The sequence below is a fragment of the Microvirga sp. P5_D2 genome, assembly GCF_054049475.1.
The window spans coordinates 1-17203 of sequence record NZ_JBFUMH010000118.1 but is presented as its reverse complement, the minus strand read 5'-3'; the positions used below and the strand labels follow the sequence as shown (position 1 = coordinate 17203).

General features: G+C 57.7%; 14 protein-coding genes. All 14 read right to left on the bottom strand.

The features are described 5' to 3' along the window. Positions 1-351: 351 nt before the first annotated feature. On the bottom strand, positions 352-1233 hold the full coding sequence (locus ACXJKO_RS22590) for a Bug family tripartite tricarboxylate transporter substrate binding protein (protein ID WP_457093322.1): 882 nt from the start codon (positions 1231-1233) through the stop codon (positions 352-354). Between the two features lie 757 nt (positions 1234-1990). Next, the gene (locus tag ACXJKO_RS22585; RefSeq protein WP_457093321.1) at positions 1991-2881 is read right to left on the bottom strand and encodes a LysR family transcriptional regulator; all 891 of its coding nucleotides are present in this window, start codon (positions 2879-2881) and stop codon (positions 1991-1993) included. A 215-nt stretch (positions 2882-3096) separates the two neighbouring features. Continuing rightward, positions 3097-6537 carry a pyruvate carboxylase gene (locus tag ACXJKO_RS22580; protein WP_457093320.1) on the bottom strand — a complete coding sequence of 1147 codons (3441 nt, stop codon included), beginning with the start codon at positions 6535-6537 and terminating at the stop codon, positions 3097-3099. Between the two features lie 356 nt (positions 6538-6893). Then, positions 6894-7721: an HpcH/HpaI aldolase/citrate lyase family protein gene (locus tag ACXJKO_RS22575; protein ID WP_457093319.1), complete on the bottom strand. Its 828-nt coding sequence runs from the start codon at positions 7719-7721 to the stop codon at positions 6894-6896. Between the two features lie 42 nt (positions 7722-7763). Next, positions 7764-8630: an FAS1-like dehydratase domain-containing protein gene (locus tag ACXJKO_RS22570; RefSeq protein WP_457093318.1), complete on the bottom strand. Its 867-nt coding sequence runs from the start codon at positions 8628-8630 to the stop codon at positions 7764-7766. A gap of 19 nt (positions 8631-8649) precedes the next feature. Then, positions 8650-9843 carry a CaiB/BaiF CoA transferase family protein gene (locus ACXJKO_RS22565; protein WP_457093317.1) on the bottom strand — a complete coding sequence of 398 codons (1194 nt, stop codon included), beginning with the start codon at positions 9841-9843 and terminating at the stop codon, positions 8650-8652. Next, a complete protein-coding gene (locus ACXJKO_RS22560) occupies positions 9840-11024 on the bottom strand; it encodes a CaiB/BaiF CoA transferase family protein (protein WP_457093316.1) in 1185 nt (394 codons plus the stop codon). Before ACXJKO_RS22560 ends, ACXJKO_RS22565 begins: the two co-directional genes overlap by 4 nt. Positions 11025-11044: 20 nt before the next feature. Further along, positions 11045-12259, bottom strand: coding sequence for an FAS1-like dehydratase domain-containing protein (locus ACXJKO_RS22555; protein ID WP_457093315.1), 1215 nt, complete (start codon positions 12257-12259; stop codon positions 11045-11047). Positions 12260-12662: 403 nt separating this feature from the next. Then, on the bottom strand, positions 12663-13241 hold the full coding sequence (locus tag ACXJKO_RS22550) for a cysteine hydrolase family protein (RefSeq protein ID WP_457093314.1): 579 nt from the start codon (positions 13239-13241) through the stop codon (positions 12663-12665). 82 nt (positions 13242-13323) lie between these two features. Further along, entirely contained in the window at positions 13324-13959 is a 636-nt protein-coding gene (locus ACXJKO_RS22545; RefSeq protein ID WP_457093313.1) for a GntR family transcriptional regulator, read from the bottom strand. Between the two features lie 66 nt (positions 13960-14025). Next, on the bottom strand, positions 14026-14859 hold the full coding sequence (locus tag ACXJKO_RS22540) for an N-acyl homoserine lactonase family protein (RefSeq protein ID WP_457093312.1): 834 nt from the start codon (positions 14857-14859) through the stop codon (positions 14026-14028). Between the two features lie 29 nt (positions 14860-14888). Beyond that, the gene (locus ACXJKO_RS22535) at positions 14889-15623 is read right to left on the bottom strand and encodes an ABC transporter ATP-binding protein (protein ID WP_457093311.1); all 735 of its coding nucleotides are present in this window, start codon (positions 15621-15623) and stop codon (positions 14889-14891) included. Continuing rightward, positions 15616-16329, bottom strand: coding sequence for an ABC transporter ATP-binding protein (locus ACXJKO_RS22530; protein ID WP_457093310.1), 714 nt, complete (start codon positions 16327-16329; stop codon positions 15616-15618). Before ACXJKO_RS22530 ends, ACXJKO_RS22535 begins: the two co-directional genes overlap by 8 nt. 62 nt (positions 16330-16391) lie before the next feature. After that, a partial coding sequence (locus tag ACXJKO_RS22525) for a branched-chain amino acid ABC transporter permease (protein ID WP_457093309.1) occupies positions 16392-17203 on the bottom strand: 812 nt, incomplete at its 5' end.

Sequence of the window (17203 nt, the reverse complement as noted above, 5' to 3'; positions counted from 1 at the left end):
GTGCCCTCTTTCACCGCCAGGTCCACGGCCTTGTTGTCGACTGAGAGTGTGCYGGAGAGCCAGTCCATATGGAATCCTGTGCTGTTAGAGCTGATAGGGATAGCCACCCTCTAGATATTTCAGCTTCCTTTGCCAGACGCTGCGGGTCGTAACTGTCCCGCCGCAGGGCGTAGTCAGATCAGGGAGTAGCGAGCCCGACTTTGTGATCAGCACAATACGCACAAGGCTTGTCGACTTAGGCTAGAGCGCTTTCCCTGCCACGTTTCGCGTCAAGTCTGTGAACGAGGAATGGCAGCCTCTCCGCCACTCGACTTTACGTGTGACGGAGAAGATAACCGTACAACCGAAATTCTAACTCTGCAGTTCAATAGCTAGTTTCTTGATAATGGGCTTCCATCTTTGACTATCTTCCTTGATAAAATCGGCGAAGCTGGTTGATGACGATGCTTGCACGTCTGCACCCTCCGCTGCGAATGCGGCGCGAGTACTGCTTACAGCCATTGAGGCTATTGCGGCCTGCCTGATTTCATCGATTAGTGCTGGTGGCGTATTAGCAGGCGCGAAGAGCCCTAGCCATACCGTGAATTCAGCGCCTGGGAACCCAGCCTCCCTGATCGTTGGCACTTGTGGCAGAATTGCCGACCGCTCCGGCGCGGTCACGGCTAGTCCAACAAGGTCGCCTGCAAGTACTTGTGGTGCAAACGTTCCAAGCGTGCCGAATGTTACGTCGATGCGTCCCGAAAGGAGATCGGAGGTAGTATCGGCAACCGCCTTGTACGGAACGTGAGTTAATTCGATGCCGGCCTCCATCTTGAAGAGTTCGGCCCCAATATGAGATGATGATCCGATACCACCCGATCCGTAAGTTAGCGGACGGCCTTCCTTCGCGCGGGCTTTGGCTAGGGCAATGAACTCCCGAAGCGATGCTATCTTGAGAGATGAGGGGACGAGAACGAGATTGGGAAAGGACACCAAGTTGGAAACAGGGATAAAGTCTGTATCGGGATCGTATTTCAGGTTCTTGTAGATGAACTTATTCATCATATGGGTGCCTTGCGTGCCGATCAGTAATGTGTGGCCGTCAGGAGCTGCCCTCTGAGCACGCAGTGTACCGGTTACGCCACCTGCGCCGGCAACATTCTCTACAATGACCGGCGTCTTGAGCAACTTTGACATACCCTCACCCAGCCGCCGGGCCAAGATATCGGACGCTGCTCCTGCAGAATAAGGCACAATAATACTTACTGGCCTTGAGGTGAGTTGTTGTGCAGAGCTATGGGACGAAAATAAAGTAAGTCCAAGCAAAGATGCTATAATATGTCTGCGCGCAAGATAGCTGTACTTTGATCCCACCGTTTCACTCCTTGTTGGTAACTCCAGTCAGAAATCTGCCGGACGTTTTTGAAGAGCTAGAAGGACAGAGCACCTGTTAATCTAGGCGGTGCTACTAGGAGTTCTGCCCAAAGATAAAAATAAAATGCATTATTAAGATGCCGTGTCAATCTCCTCAGGGTGTGATAGTCACCCTAATAATCGGTCGGCGTCGGACCATCGGCTCAGATAATGCATTATTAAGGGGCTTCGGTTGTATTTCGATGAGGTCACCCGCTCGGACTAACCAGCAGACGTGCGGATAAAACTGAGGGAGTCGCTTGGATAGTCGAACCATCAGTGAGACAAAGCAATGAGAAGGTTTCTGTTTGCTCTTGCTTTGAGCGCAGTAGTAATGTTCTTATTTAGTGGCGGGCTTAGCTATGCTAAAGCACTCTATCCGCAGCATGGAAATCCAAGATTTCGAAGTGCCCTCCTCCAAGATCGGGAAACCGTTCTTGAAATGAGTTCAGGTTCTGCTTGAAGCGCTAAGTTGGTGGACGGGGTGGCGTGCGCCCTTAAAGCACTACGCGGTGTCTTCAATCTCGGAATGCCCTTAAGCCCAACAACGTTAGGCTACGAACCATCTTGCTCTGACGCGATCGTCCGAAGCTGACCTTCAATAAGCCCATACCTGCGCCTTTGTTGTCAGAAATTCTCGGAAGGCTTTTAACCTTGCAACTGACCGTGCTTCTTCGGGGAATACCAAGTAACAGTCGAGTGTTGGCATTTCGGTCTCTCGGAGCACTTGAACGACCTGCGCATTGTTGCTCATCGCGTAGTCCGGTGCCATTCCGATTCCAGCTCCAGTCTCAATTGCCGTCCGTAGGGCCGTGCTGTCATTCACAATCAGTTGGCTAATCCGCGGATTCTTTGGATCGCGCCCCAAGGTTGTAAGCTGGTGAAGAGCGAGAATATAGGATGGCTGATCTCCACCGAGGCAGATAATGCGGTGTTGATCAAGGTCATCTATTCCCTTGGGCTCGCCGAAGCGTTCAATATATGAGCGGGAGGCATATGCATGATAGCGAATAGCGAACAGACGACGCTGGATCAGATCCGGCTGGTCTGGACGTCGCAGCCGGATTGCGACGTCGGCCTCCCGCATGGATAGATCAAGCTCGTCGGGAGTTAAAACCAGCTGGATGCGGACCTTAGGATAAACATCGAGAAACTCCTTGATCTGTTGGGCAAGCCAGATTCCTCCGATGCCGACCGTAGCTGTGACCTTAAGTTCGCCAGTGGGCTGCTCTCTGGTTTCAGCGAGACGCTGACGCGTGCTCTCGAAAAACTGGTGCATATCCTGAGCTGCCTGGAAGAGCACTGCACCCTGCTCCGTTAACACGAGACCACGGGAGTGACGATGAAACAGTAAAACTTTGAGTTCCTGCTCAAGGCTGCTGACCTGGCGGCTCAGAGAGGACTGACTCATCCCAAGCTTTTCCCCTGCTTGGGTAAAGCTGCCAGCCTTTGCCACGGTATAGAACAGCCTGATCTTGTCCCAGTCCAACACCACTTTCTCCAACCGCAGTCGTACATTCGTACTTAGCAAATGACTCGCAATTTCATCTGCTAGCCATGTTTCCTAGTTTCTTTGCTGTAGTTCAGTCAGCATGAGCACTTGACTCAAGCCGATAATGTGCGCCGGCCGATAAGCGCGTCCGATGGACCATCGGTACTGGGTTGGCGGCAGGATCGATAACATTGCCCACTCACCCGGCGCACCTACTCCAATTCAATGAGTAGATCCTTCGCATCGATCTGGTTGCCTGCACTTACGTAAATTGCTTTGATGGTGGCTGTTCGGTCCGCATGAATGCCAGCCTCCATCTTCATTGCTTCAATTGTGAGCAATAGATCGCCTGCTTTCACCACCTGACCGGCCGTAACTGCTATAGACGCAACCGCTCCAGGCATTGGAGCCCCAATATGGTGAGGATTGCCTTCCTCAACCCTGGGTTTGGCTCTGGTTGTTGCCTTCACCGCCCGATCGGACACCCGAACAGCTCGAGGTTGGCCGTTGAGTTCGAAGAAGACCCTGACCTCCCCTGAGTCATCCGTTTCGCCCATTGTTTGGTAACGTATTTCAAGCGTTTTACCTGGATCAATCTCAACCGAGATCTCTTGTCCTGGCACCATGCCATAAAAAAAGACCGGGGTTGGCAGAATGCGCACGGGTCCGTATTGGCGGTGCCGGCCCATGTAGTCGAGGAAGACCTTTGGGTACATCAGATAGCCAGCGAGGTCCTCGTCGTCCACGACAAGGCCTGTGAGCTCAGCTGAGAGCCCCTCACGCGTCTTCTCAAGATCTTCAGTGGGGAGATGCTTGCCCGGTCGCTCAGTTGAAAGGGGCTCGTTCTTAAGGACCTTTGTTACGATGCTTTTAGGCCAGCCTCCTGGGGGCTGACCGAGGTCGCCCCGCAGCATCTCGACGACCGACTCTGGGAACGCCATATCGTTGTTTGGGTCGAGCACCTGCTCCTTGCTTAATCCCTGTGCGACCATCATCAGCGCCATGTCACCGACTACTTTGGAGCTGGGCGTCACTTTCACGATATCACCGAAGATCTGGTTAGCCTCAGCATAGGCCTGAGCAACCTCATGCCAACGCTCCTCAAGGCCAAGCGAGCGCGCCTGAGCTTTGAGGTTCGTGAACTGTCCTCCCGGCATCTCATGCAAATACACCTCGGAGGTGGGGGACTCGAGTCCACTCTCGAAAGCACGATATTGTTGGCGCACAGACTCCCAGTAGTTTGAGATCTGACGGATGGCTGCGATGTCAAGACCGGTATCACGATCCGTATTACGCAGTGCCTCTACGATCGAACCGAGGCAGGGTTGGGATGTGCAGCCCGAGAAGGCATCCATCGCCGCGTCGACCGCATCCACACCAGCCTCAACAGCCGACAGTACGGTTGCTCCGACAATCCCCGATGTGTCATGCGTGTGGAAATGGATCGGAAGGCTGACCTCTTCCTTCAATGCTTTAATCAGCAGCCGTGCGGCGGCAGGTTTCAGTAGGCCTGCCATGTCCTTGAGCCCAAGCACATGGGCGCCCGCAGCTTCCAACTCCTTGGCCATCTCCACGTAGTACTTGAGACTATACTTGGCGCGGTCAGGGTCGAGAATGTCGCCAGTGTAGCAGATTGTGCCTTCACAGATCTTGTCCGCTTTGATGACCGCATCCATCGCGACGCGCATATTCTCAACCCAGTTGAGCGAGTCGAAGATACGAAATACGTCAACTCCAGACTTGGCGGCCTGATCGATGAAGAACTGGATCACGTTATCGGGGTAGTTCGTGTATCCGACACCGTTGGACGCCCGCAGGAGCATCTGCGTCATGATGTTGGGCATGGCTTCGCGGATATCGCGTAGGCGCTGCCGTGGGCACTCCTGCAGGAAACGATAAGCTACATCGAAAGTCGCACCGCCCCAGCACTCGACGGAGAAGAGATCGCCCAGATTTGAGGCATATGCAGGTGCCGCCTTGATCATATCAATCGAGCGCATCCGTGTAGCCAAAAGAGACTGATGGCCATCACGCATCGTCGTGTCTGTGATCAGCAACTTTCTCTGCGCCTTCATCCAGTCTGCGACCGCCTGTGGGCCTTTCTGGGTCAGGAGGTCGCGCGTGCCAGACTGAACAGTACCCTTCAGTTGGGGTGGACGGGGAGGCTTAGCGGAGGCGGGCGGCTTCGGACGACCCACTGTCTCGGGATGACCGTTGACTGTGATGTCGGCGATATAGGTCAAGATCTTCGTCGCCCGGTCGCGACGGGTCTTGAACTGGAACAGCTCTGGGGTCGTGTCGATGAACTTCGTGGTGTAGCTCATGTCCAGGAAGGTTGGATGCTTGAGCAGATTGACGACGAAATCAATGTTGGTCGACACGCCACGGATGCGGAACTCCCGTAACGCGCGATCTATCCGGTGAATCGCCTGATCGGATGTCTGCGCCCAGGCAGTGACCTTGACCAGAAGCGAGTCGTAGTGGCGTGTAATCACGCCGCCTGCATAGGCTGTGCCGCCATCGAGCCGTATGCCCATCCCCGTAGCCGAACGGTAGCCCGTAAGTCGTCCATAATCAGGTATGAATTTGTTCTGAGGATCCTCGGTGGTTACACGGCACTGGAGCGCATGACCGGAAAGTGTAATGTCTTCCTGCCGCTCCACCCCAGTGGCTTGGGCCAGCGTTGCACCCTCGGCAACTTTAATCTGGCTTTGAACAATGTCGATACCAGTCACCTCCTCGGTCACAGTATGTTCGACCTGCACGCGCGGGTTCACCTCGATAAAGTAGAAGGCGCCAGTCACCATATCCATCAGGAACTCGACCGTACCGGCATTCTGGTATCCCACAGAGCGGCCGATCTTGAGCGCGAGTTCGCACACCTCTTGGCGCCTCTCCTCAGAAAGATACGGGGCCGGCGCCCGTTCGATTACTTTTTGATTCCGCCGCTGGACCGTGCAGTCGCGCTCGAAGAGATGGTACAACCCGCCATAGCTGTCACCCAGCAGCTGAACCTCTACGTGGCGCGCTCGCAGGATCATTTTTTCAAGATAGCCCTCGCCGTTGCCGAATGCGGCTTCAGCCTCGCGTCGACCTTCCCGAACCTTCTCGATGAGCTCAGCCTCGGAGTGGATTGTGCGCATGCCGCGGCCGCCGCCACCCCAGCACGCCTTGAGCATTAGAGGATAGCCGATATTGGCAGCTGCCTCCTTGATCGCGTCGAAGTCATCGCCCAACACGTCCGTGGCAGGGATGACCGGCACACCCGCTCTGATCGCGACCTGCCGAGCACTTGCCTTGTCGCCGACGGCGCGCATCGTCTTGGCGTTAGGCCCAATGAACGCAATGCCATTGGCCATGCACGCCTCGACGAAATCAGGGTTCTCCGAAAGAAGACCGTAGCCCGGATGGACGGCGTCCGCATGAGCCTCCTTCGCGACGCGGATTATTTCGGCGATCGAGAGATAGGCACCGACCGGGCTCAGCCCCTCCCCAATCCGATACGCCTCGTCCGCCTTGAATCGGTGCAGGCTTAATTTGTCTTCTTCTGCATAGACGGCAACCGTTGTCTTCCCCAACTCATTGGCCGCGCGCATGACACGGATCGCGATCTCACCCCTGTTCGCAATGAGGATTTTCTCGAACCCAGCCATGCTGGCCTCCTGAAGTCAGCGCAATGGATGGAACCTTTGGTCCCCGACCACGCTCGATTTGTGTGATAGGCAGATGCGCTGCGTCGACTCGCACGGCAAAATCGCCTGCGGACTAAGGCCATATTGACGCTTTTGCCTGCTCAAAAGCCTCAGATGAACAGGGAACCGGATATGGCATCTCTGAAACTTGGTGCTGCGGTCCGCTTCCTCGTTGTGTCGAAATGTCCCCAGGTATTGAGCCGTCATGCGGCTCAGAGACTTTGCTAAGGGCCGCGGAAAAGGAGGTTCACCGCTGCGAACCCTCGCTACCGATGCAAACCCCTGCGTCGACCTTCGCTGGTAAGCTCTCAAGAACCTCAAGCATGTTCGTTCTGGCGAAGTGCTTCGGGATCCAGTTCGGCGAGGATCGATCGAGCTCGCTCCAACACCGGCCTGTCAACCATCTTCCCGTCGACCTGCACCACGGCCCCAGCGCTCTCCTCGACTGCGTGGACGATCCGCCGCGCCCAGTCGCCTTCTTCTTGGGACGGCGCGAAAGTCGCATTAACTCGCTCAACCTGCCGCGGGTGGATGCAAAGCTTCGCGGTGAAGCCGAGATCCCGCGCTCTCGTGACATCAGCTGCCAAGTCTGCATCATCCTGCAACCCTACAGTGACGCCGTCGATCGGTGGCGGCAAGCCTGCATGCCGCGAGGCCATCACAATCTGAAACCGTGCCGGGTCGAGCACCGGACCCGTGCTTGGGATGCGGGCGTCGGTTCCAAAATCGAGATTTCCGAAAGCGAGCCGCGAAACCCCTGGCGATGAGGCAACCGCATGGATCCCGATCAATCCGGCAACGCTTTCTACGAGGCCGATCAGTGGTCGCCTTGGCAGGACCTGGGCGACACGGGCGAGGGTCTGCGCATCCGCTTTCGGAACCATGACGTGCGCTGAAGGGAAACTGCCAGCCGCAGCGAGATCAGCCTCGAACCATGGACTTTCCAAACTGTTGATGCGCACCATTCCAGCCCCACCCTGCCCGAACCATTGAGCGACCTGCTGACGGGCTGTATCTTTGTCGTTCGAACCTACTGCGTCCTCCAGATCCAGAATGATCTGGTGGGCGCCGGAGGCCGCTGCCTTCGCAAAACGGTCCGAGCGGTGGCCGGGAACGAACAGGTAGCTGCGGGGATAACTCATCATGTGGCCCTACTACGTTGTGGTACGCCGCGCCTTTCGGCCTGATCAAGTAATGAAGGCGGCTTCGGCATGCATGGCCAGTTCGCCATCTGGACCTCGAGCCCAAAGAACGAGGATGTCACCGCCGTCTGAACGTGAAGCTTCCAGATGGAAGCCGCGATCCACGAACAGAGGCGCCATCCCCCGGAAATCGAACCGTAGAAGCCGCGCCTCAGGGCGGCAGCGCACCGCAAGATCTTGGAGCAGTGTTGCAATCAATGGCCCATGGACAACGAGGCTCCTATAACCTTCTTCGCCCTTGGCGTAGGGCTGGTCATAGTGGATTCGGTGTCCATTGGAGGTCAGCGCTGAGTAGCGGAAGAGCAGAACCGGGTCGGGGATAACTGCCTCCGACCATTCGGCCACCTCAGGCGCCTGTGGAGCCTTAGGTTTGAGAGACCCGGGAGCTGGGGCCTCGCGGTAGACAATGTCCTGTTCCTCCTCGATACAAACCTGGCCGTCGTGCGTGATCGTGTGACGAACCGTCACGAAGACCAGCTTGCCGGCGCCGCCGTTCTTGGTTGCAATTTTCGCGATCTCGCTCTCCCTGCTTGCGGTGCCACCGATTGGGACTGGGGCATGATAGATGAGCCGTCCTCCGGCCCACATCCGTCGAGGCAGCTTGACGTTGGGAAGGAACCCGCCGCGCCTGGGATGTCCATCCGGACCCAATTCGCTCCTGCGCACAAACGGATTAAAGAAGAGCCAGTGCCATCCGGGCGGGAGCGTCCCGTCGCCGGGCACTATGTCCAAATCAAGCGTGCTGGCCAACGCCTCAACCCGGTCGGCTGCAATCAGTCCGGTCTTGCATTCCGTGCGACCGATCGCGCTGGTGTAGTCGTCAGCTTCGGTGGTGTCGGAGTTCAGCGACATTAGAAGGATTTCCCTAGAACTAGTAGATGATGCCGTCAGCGACGAGGTCGTCGTATTCTTTCCTGCCGATGCCCAAGAGTTCGCCGTAGACGTAACTCTCATGCTCACCGAGGCGCGGCGTTCCTCGGTCGATGCCGACACCCTGGGATTTTGAGAACCGAGCAGGAAAGCCGACTGCTGCACGCTCCTGCCCGTCGGCTTCCTTCACTGGCACAATAGCGCCACGGTGACGCAGATGAGGATCGTAGACGATATCCTCAGTGTTCCAGGATACGTGTGCAGGTACACCCGCGTCTTGGAGCTTCTCTGCCGTTTCATCAGCATCGAGCGCTGCACACCATTGTGAGATGATGCCATCCAGCGCGTTGCGCATCTCATGGCGCCGCTCCGGCGTGGCAAATCTTGAGTCGAAGGCGAGCTCCGGGTTGCCCATTACACGCAGAAGTGCCTGCCATTGTTGCTCGGATTCGATGGAGATGCTGATCCAGCGATCCGTCTTCCTTGTCGCGTAGAGCCCGTGCGGCGCGCGCCTATAATCCTCGTTGCCCATCCGTTCGACCAGTGCGCCCGCCGCCACAGCCATCAATGCCTCTCCCGCGAGCGACGACGCAACCTCACGGGCTGCGACGTCCACATGAGTGCCTTGGCCCGTGCGCCTGCGCTTATGCAGGGCTGCTACGGTGGCAAGGGCGGCGTTGAGACCCACCGTATGATCCATCACGTGGCGCATTTCGACCGGCGGGCCGTCGCGATAACCGGTTAAGTATCCCAGCCCGCCCCATGCACCAAAAAGAGGCGCATAGCCGGCGAAGTGCGAATCCGGTCCGGTCTGACCTGACGACGAAACGGAAATCATCACCAGATCGGACTTCACGGCGTGCAAATCGTCGTATCCCAATCCCAGCCGTTTCATGACGCCGGCGCGGAAACTTTCCGCAGCAACGTCAGAGATCGCCACGAGCCGCTTGGCAAGTTCAACGCCCTTCGGCTTCTTGAGGTCGAGCCGGACGGATAACTTATTCGACGCGACTTGGTCGAAGCTTGCCGGACCGGTGCGGCCGTAGACAGGATGTGGCTTACGGAAGATATCAGGACGTTGAGCGCTCTCGATCTTGATACATTCTGCACCAAGTTGTGAGAGCATGTGCGTGCAGAACGGACCTGCCGCATGGACCGTGAAATCGGCTATTCGAATTCCGTGCAGAGGTTTCATGCATCTTCCCTCTGATTTTGGCTGGCTGGAATGCTCCAACCATGTTCCAACAACTCCTGATCCGCGCCTGGTTCGCTCGGCCAATCCAGAACCGGCAACGGTTTCTCTCCAAATCGGAAAGGTGCCGTCTGGATCTTGCAGGTGCCATCGCCCGGGATAGTTAAGTCGGCGAAGAGTTCTCTCGCCGTCTCGTGCCTCCCGCTGAGGACCTGGTCAGGCGTATTGTAGCGAGCCATTGGAACCCCCAGTTCCTGCGCTCGAGCTACGAGGTCGTCTACCCGTTCGTAGCGCGCCCAGTCGCGGATGTACCGGTTTATCTCGTCACCGCGCGCGCTCCGCGCGGAGGGATCTCCCAATGCGCGGTCCATTGCCCAGCTGGGTTCTCCCATTAGCTTGACCAAAGCCGTCCATTGGCGCTCCTCAAGTGTCRGAAGCTCCACGTAGCCGTCCTGGCACTCGATCACACCGCCGTAGCGGAAAGACCGGCTGGCCCGATGTTCCAGCGAACCATCTCCGTAGCGTTGCACGGTAAAGGCCCCCACCGCCACATTCGCGTCCTGAACCGAGACATCTACAAACTGCCCCTCTCCAGCCCATAGGGCTGAGAGCGCCGAGAGTGCTCCGGCGATGCCCCCCTGCATCTCGGCGAAATGTCCAGCGATCTTGAGGGGGGGACGGTCCGGGAAGAGGCTCGCCGACAGGCCATTAGGAAGAAGAAAGCCTTCACCACTCGCGTGGATCAGATTGAGCTCGCTTCCCCGCCAGTCCGACTTCGGACCGGCCGCGCCAAAGGGCAACACAGACAAATGAACAAGGTGCGGGTGGTCTTTGGCAATTCGCTCCGGATAGAGGCCGCACACCAGGCGTTGTTCTATTGGTGTATCATCAATGAGGATATCGGCCTGTGCGACGAGCCGATCGAAGTCCGATCGGCCATCATCGGCTTTGAGGTCGCAGATCACGCTGCGCTTCCCCATCGCAAGGTAGGCAAAAAGCGCGCTCACCGTCGAATCTTTCCCAACAAACGGCGGCTCGCGCCGAAGCGGGTTGTGTTCTGGTGGCTCGACCATGGTCACATCGGCGCCCATAGCCGACAGCAGGCGCCCGGCATAAGCCGCGGCCACGCCAGAGGCGTTTTCCACGACTTTGATACCTGCGAGGGGAAGCTGCATGTCCATCATGTCTTCTCCGGACCTGACCTTTACCGCACGACGGGGAGATCGAGGTCGAGGTTCCCACCGTCGAAGAAGACACGGATCGAAGGATCGCGGCTTGGCAGGATGACAGTGGCCAGGCCCGGGGTGGTCACCTCACCACGTTGGTTCTCTCCCCAGATTTCCAAGTCGACAAGTGCATGTCCATCCTTGGTGTACTTCCGGCTCACCCGGCCCTTGCACCAAGTTGAGTCGCCCATGGTGTTGAACCGACGCATTTCGGTCCGAACCCGCTTGAGGAAGGCCGCATCACCCATCCAGTTGGTGACCAGCGAGGCCATCCAAGAAGAACGCTGCGGACCGTAGTCATAGACTCCTGGGACTCCGACCTCCTTGGCAGTCGACTCTCTGTGATGGCCAATACCGGTATACTCGATACCCCCACCAGCCTCCGGGTTGCGGAAGAAGTGGCCTGGATGCTTCACCGCTGCCTTGAACACGACCCCATGGGTGTGGCCGCGGCCGCATCCGACCAGGAAGCCCATCGTGTCCATAAGTGAGAGAGGGCCGCGGACGATCGGATCGAGAAGCTCCCCCTCCTTCACATCCTCCCAGTAGCGCACGTTACTGCCGCGGATACGCTCTTCCTCCCGCAGGATAGCCTCGTCGATCTTCTCGAACTCTTCCGGCGAGTATTCATGAGTCTTGATGTCGCTGTACTTGCCGGCGTCACGGGCAGCTTTGCGCTCGTGACGCGTACAGGTGCCGAGAGCGCGCGCAACGAGCTCGCCACGCTGATTGGTATAAGTTGCTTCGACATACTGGAGCACGAGCCGGCCGGAGAACTTGCTCTCCTTCTCCTCTACGCCGACAACCCGCTCGATTGCGCTAATGCGGTCGCCCGGACGGATATGGCGAAACAGTTCCCAGTCGTTTCCAGCATAGAAGCCGTGCACCCCTGGAAGCCCCCAACGGGTACGGCCTACCCACCCGAATGCCATCGGGAACATCGGATGCGCCACCTGGGTGCCGAAACGGGAGTTACGGCCATACTCAAGCTCGCGGTATAGCGGGTTTAGGTCGCCGATGCCGTTGCACCAGTTCCGCAGCGTATCCGCCGTGGCATCTTGCAGATAGGGGCCCTCGGGACGGAGCTGCAGACCAATCATGGAGCGTGCGGCCGCAACGGCCTCGTCGGTGATCTTGCCTTCAGCCGGTGCTCCGCCGACGTCCTTAGCTTTTTCGATTGTTTCTACGGTCACGGTACTTTTCTCCATAACAGGGGCAGTGTGTTGCAATAGGTGACGTTGCCGATTGACGGCGTCCCATCTCTGAGACCGGGCGCCTGCCGACACCTAAATCGTGCTAGCGGTTCAAACCCCGCGAGGCTGCCTCGTGCGGGTCCATTCACAGATAATGCATTTTATATTTTTCGGGTCAACGGGCATTTGTGGATTAAAGGGCCAATCTGCGAAAATTTCACCGAGACTTGGCGCTGCTGTGTCCTATGGAGACAGCGCATGGTGAAGCTGAAGCTAAGCGCTACATACTTTACCGAAAGAAATATGGTGCATTTTATGTCAGGGCGCCACAGGTGTGCGGCGCCCTGGTAGCTTAATTTAGGAGCGGTTTGACAACTGTCGCTCGGATGACAGCGACTTGCATTCACACTTGGAAGTCGGCTGCCGCGCTCACCTGTGCGAAGCGCCGCACCCCGGCCAACGCAAATGCATGCTCCTCTTCGGTCGCACCCGCGCAACAATCTTCCAGAACAACGCATTGAAAGTCGCGGTCGTGTCCTTCACGAGCGGCGGCTTGAACGACGCCATTGGTCGAGACGCCGCACAGAATCAACCTCTCAATCCTCTGCGCGCGAAGAAGCGGCTCGAGCGAGGTCCCGTAGAATGGGCTCACCCGGTGTTTGACGATGTCGGCGTCGCCTTCTTGCGGCGCAAAGGCGGAATAAACCTCTGTGCCCCAATGTCCCAGCTGGAAGAGCCCGTTGTCTCGGGCCCGTGAGAAGACCGGAGAATTCGGTGGGCATTCCCGATAATCGGGAGAAAAGCCCACACGCACATAGCCAACCATCAGTCCTGCTGCGCGGGCACGCTGGATTGCCAGGGCGGTATTTTCATAGACGTTCCGCTCCCTGCATCTGGGAACATAAGTCTGAGCACCCGCGCCGTCGGGGTGCACCAGATCATTGATCATGTCCATTGCAAGAAGGATGGTATCAGAAGGCATTGTCTACTCCTTGGGTTAGCCTGTCTCGTTCGGAATGCGAACCCACCGAGACCGGCACCGCAAGACGCAGAGCCACTCCAGCCTATCCGGCGTAGTTCGCCTTGAACTCGTCCCAGCCCGCGCGAATGTGCGTCCGCAAGGCTGAGAGCATCGCCGCTTCGTCGCGGACGATGAGTGCGCTTAACATTTCGCGGTGCTCTGCCGAGGCCCGATCGATCCGGTTCTCTAGTTTGTTGATGAGATCGAACGGGTAACGAGCCCACAGAATCCGGACGAACCGCAGTGTCTGAGGAAGATCGGCAGCCATGTAGATCAATTCGTGGAAGCGATAGTTGATACCGCGCACCGTTTCTCGGTCGCCCCGCTCGGAGGCTACCTCGAACTCCCCCTGGAGCCGGCGCAGGTCTTCCATGTTTTGGGGCGTCAGCTTCGTAATAGCGCCTAAGGCCAGCTTGGATTCGAGAGTGACGCGCAAATCCACGATTTCTTCGGTGGCATGAATGTCGAAGGGAGCGACGATAGCACCCCGATGGGACGCTCCCAGAACAAAGCCTTCGGCTTCCAGGATCTTGATGGCTTCCCGCACCGGCGTAATGCTTGTTCCGATCATTTCGGCAAGCTCGGCCTGCTTCAGCTTCGATCCTCTTGGGAAGCGTCCCGAAATGATACCTTCCCTTAAATAATCGGCGACCCGCTCTTCCTTCGTCTGATGCCTCAAGTCCTCGCCCTTCCTGGCATATTTCAGAAGGGATATAAACTCTATCATAGTGCACAATGCAATCCGTCATTGCCGAGGTTCAGACGCGGGAGCGGGGGCACGATCAAGGCGCAATACCTTTCCTTCAAGCCCAGGACGTGCCGCTGGGTAAATTTTCTCAATGCGCGGGTCATGGGCGGGCACGACGTGATTGTCGCTATCGGCAAGTTCTCGAATACGGTCGTGTGCGGCAATCATATCCGAGAGGTTGAACGCGACCGCGAATGGAACACCGCGCTCATATTCCTCATAATAATGTAAGGCGTCTGAAGCGAGTACAACCCAGCCACGTGCCGTGCGGACGCGGACAATCTCCTGTCCCGCGCAGTGGCCGCCAACCCAATGGACCGATACCCCGTCCGCAATGGCCCGGTCCCGACCGTGGAGTTCCAGCCGCCCCGTGTGTAGCAGGTGGACGAGACGCGCGATCTCGTCGGGCTCATAGGCGCGGCGAAACCACGGCTTTTCCATCCAAGGGCCAGTAACATAGGCCATTTCCTCAGCCTGCATCAGGAAGCGCGCCTTGGGGAAGGCATCCAGGTGCCCGAGATGGTCATAGTGTGCATGCGTGAGGATGACTGTTTCGACTGCTTGCGGGTCCACGCCTATCGACTTAAGGGCGTCGACTGGGCTCAGAAGAACATCATGCCCATGCCGTGCCGCCTTCTCAGGGTTCATCCCAGTATCGACAACGATAACCTCTCCGCCGCCGATCAATACCCAAGAATAAAAATCGAGCTGGAGCGGTTCGCTCGGTCGTGTCTCAAGAATGAAGTTCTGACCGCGCGTGCGCCGGGGATTAACACCATAGCGAATGCCGTAGATTTCGTAATGTATGGGTTCGGCAGCGATTTCGAACACTTTTGGCTCTTCTTCTCTTCTTGCGTTGGTCAGGCGGCGGCGGACGCACCCAAATAGGCGTCGATTGCCTCCTGACGGGCGGATTCGCTCTGTAATTCCTCGGCTTGCCGCCGACCGACGACGCGTCCACCTCTCAGGAAGTAAATTTCATCGCACAACCGCATAGTCATGCGCAGGTTCTGCTCAACGAGCACGATCGCGAGATTGGTCTCATGACGAATTGTCGACAGCCGCTCGAATACCCGGCGCACCAAGAGCGGTGCGAGCCCGAGTGACGGCTCATCTAAGAGCAGAAGACGGGGCCCTGACATCAGGCCGCGACCGATGGCCAGCATCTGCTGCTCGCCGCCGCTCAGACGCCACGCTGAGCCGTCTGCCTTGTTTGCGATCTCTGGGAATAGGTCCAGCACCATCTCGATCCGAGCCTTGCGGGTAGCCCGAGGTACCTGGTACCCGCCGAGCACTAGATTCTCTCTGACTGTAAGGTCGCCAACGATTTCCCGCTTCTCCGGAACGTAAACAATCCCGCGCCGCACCCGCTCACGGGTCGGCAGTGACTGCACCGCCTCACCGTCGAAGATCACCTCGCCTTGCGCATGCACAAGGCCAGCAACGGCCATCATGATTGAGGTCTTGCCTGCGCCGTTTGCTCCTAGCAGTGCCGTCACCCCGCCGGTCGCAACATCGAATGACACAGATTCGACAGCCTGCGCTTCGGCGCCGTAATAGACTGAAAGGTCTCTGATTGCGAGAAGGCTAGTCATCGTCGCTCCCCAGATAGATGCGCACGACCTCAGGGTCCTGCCTGATCGCGTCAGGAGTACCGCAAGCCACCAGTTCTCCGAAATTGAGAACGTAGATCCGGTTGCAGATCGACATGACCAGATCCATGTCGTGCTCTACGACCACCATCACGAGTTCCGGTGACGCAATGGCGCGAAGAGCACGGGTCAGGTCCCTTGTTTCCGCGTTGTTGAGACCCGCAGCAGGTTCGTCGAGCAGCAGCACAGATGGGCGGCCGACGATCGCCCGCGCAATCTCGACCAGCCGCAACATGCCAGGCGGTAGTTGCGCTGGGAGCATATGGGCAGCATCACGAAGCCCCAATTCGGCCAGCGCCCCCTCCGCGGCCGCCTGCATCTCTGCGTGCTCCCGATGCCCTTTCGGCAGAGGAAGGAAGGCGTTGAACCATCCGGAATGGTAGTTCCTTGCAACGCCGATCATCACGTTCTCGAGGACTGTGAGGTCTGGACAGAGTGCAACCGTCTGGAAGCTCCGAACGACCCCCAGTTTGGCTCGCGCCGCTGGCGGGAGACCATCCAGCGGTTGCCCGGCATAGGTGATCGTTCCGCCCTGCGGTCGATAGGCGCCGGTCAGACAGTTGAACAGGCTCGTCTTACCCGCTCCATTCGGTCCGATCAAACCGGTGATCTCACCCGGCCTGAACTCGACGTCCAGCCCCTTGAGCACTCGGATTCCACCAAACGACAGTGCGATGCCTCGACCCATCAAAGTTGAAGTTTGAGCGGCCATCATGTGTCCTCCGGACGACGCCGTACCATTGCCTTGACCTTTGGGGCGAAGTGGCCGGCGAGAATCACAGTCAGAAGTGCCAGACCATAAAAGACAGGAATCCACGCCCCGGATCCGGATAGCAGCTGCGGCACCAACGTCAGGAAAGCTCCACCAATGAGCGCACGCGGCAACGTGAGGCCGTAGAAGCTCACGACGGAGCCTACAAGAAGGAAGATCGAGGACCAGAGTGTGTATCCGCTCGGTGACACCGTCGAGCTCGAGAATGCGAGCGCCGCTCCCGAAAGCGCTGCGACGCCGCAGCTAATTCCCATGACGCTCACCCGAGCCCATACACGCCGTGTGCCGAAAGCGTCCGCTGCCGCCGGGTGCGATCGTGCGAGAAGCAGTGTCATACCCTGTCGAGAGCGGCGCAGACGGTCGAGTGAGTATGTGACCGCAATCAGCATGGCGAGCGCTAGGAAATAGCGCTGCAACGACATTTCGACATCAGGGATCACGGAATGTGAGACGTACAGTCCTTGAAAGCCTCCGGTCCACTCGTCGGCATTGTTGATGATCTCGGGTAACGCCAGTGCCAGTGCCATCGTCGAGACAGCTAGGTAAATGCCCGACAGATTGCGTGACGGCCAGGCAAAGCAAATGCCGAGGAGCACGCCTAAGACCAGTGCAACCGGCAGACTGACAAGGAGGGAAACGCCAAAACGGTGCTCAAGAATGGCAACTGAATAGGCGCCGATTGCGGCGAAGACCCCGTGGCCGATCGACACCTCGCCGCCATAACGAACCAGAACGCTGACCGCGAGTACAC

Coding starts and splice junctions, on each gene's coding strand:
- ACXJKO_RS22580 (WP_457093320.1), bottom strand. CDS start 6,537: ATGGCTGGGTTCGAGAAAATCCTCATTGCGAACAGGGGTGAGATCGCG.
- ACXJKO_RS22575 (WP_457093319.1), bottom strand. CDS start 7,721: ATGATGAGTTATCCCCGCAGCTACCTGTTCGTTCCCGGCCACCGCTCG.
- ACXJKO_RS22570 (WP_457093318.1), bottom strand. CDS start 8,630: ATGTCGCTGAACTCCGACACCACCGAAGCTGACGACTACACCAGCGCG.
- ACXJKO_RS22565 (WP_457093317.1), bottom strand. CDS start 9,843: ATGAAACCTCTGCACGGAATTCGAATAGCCGATTTCACGGTCCATGCG.
- ACXJKO_RS22550 (WP_457093314.1), bottom strand. CDS start 13,241: ATGCCTTCTGATACCATCCTTCTTGCAATGGACATGATCAATGATCTG.
- ACXJKO_RS22535 (WP_457093311.1), bottom strand. CDS start 15,623: ATGACTAGCCTTCTCGCAATCAGAGACCTTTCAGTCTATTACGGCGCC.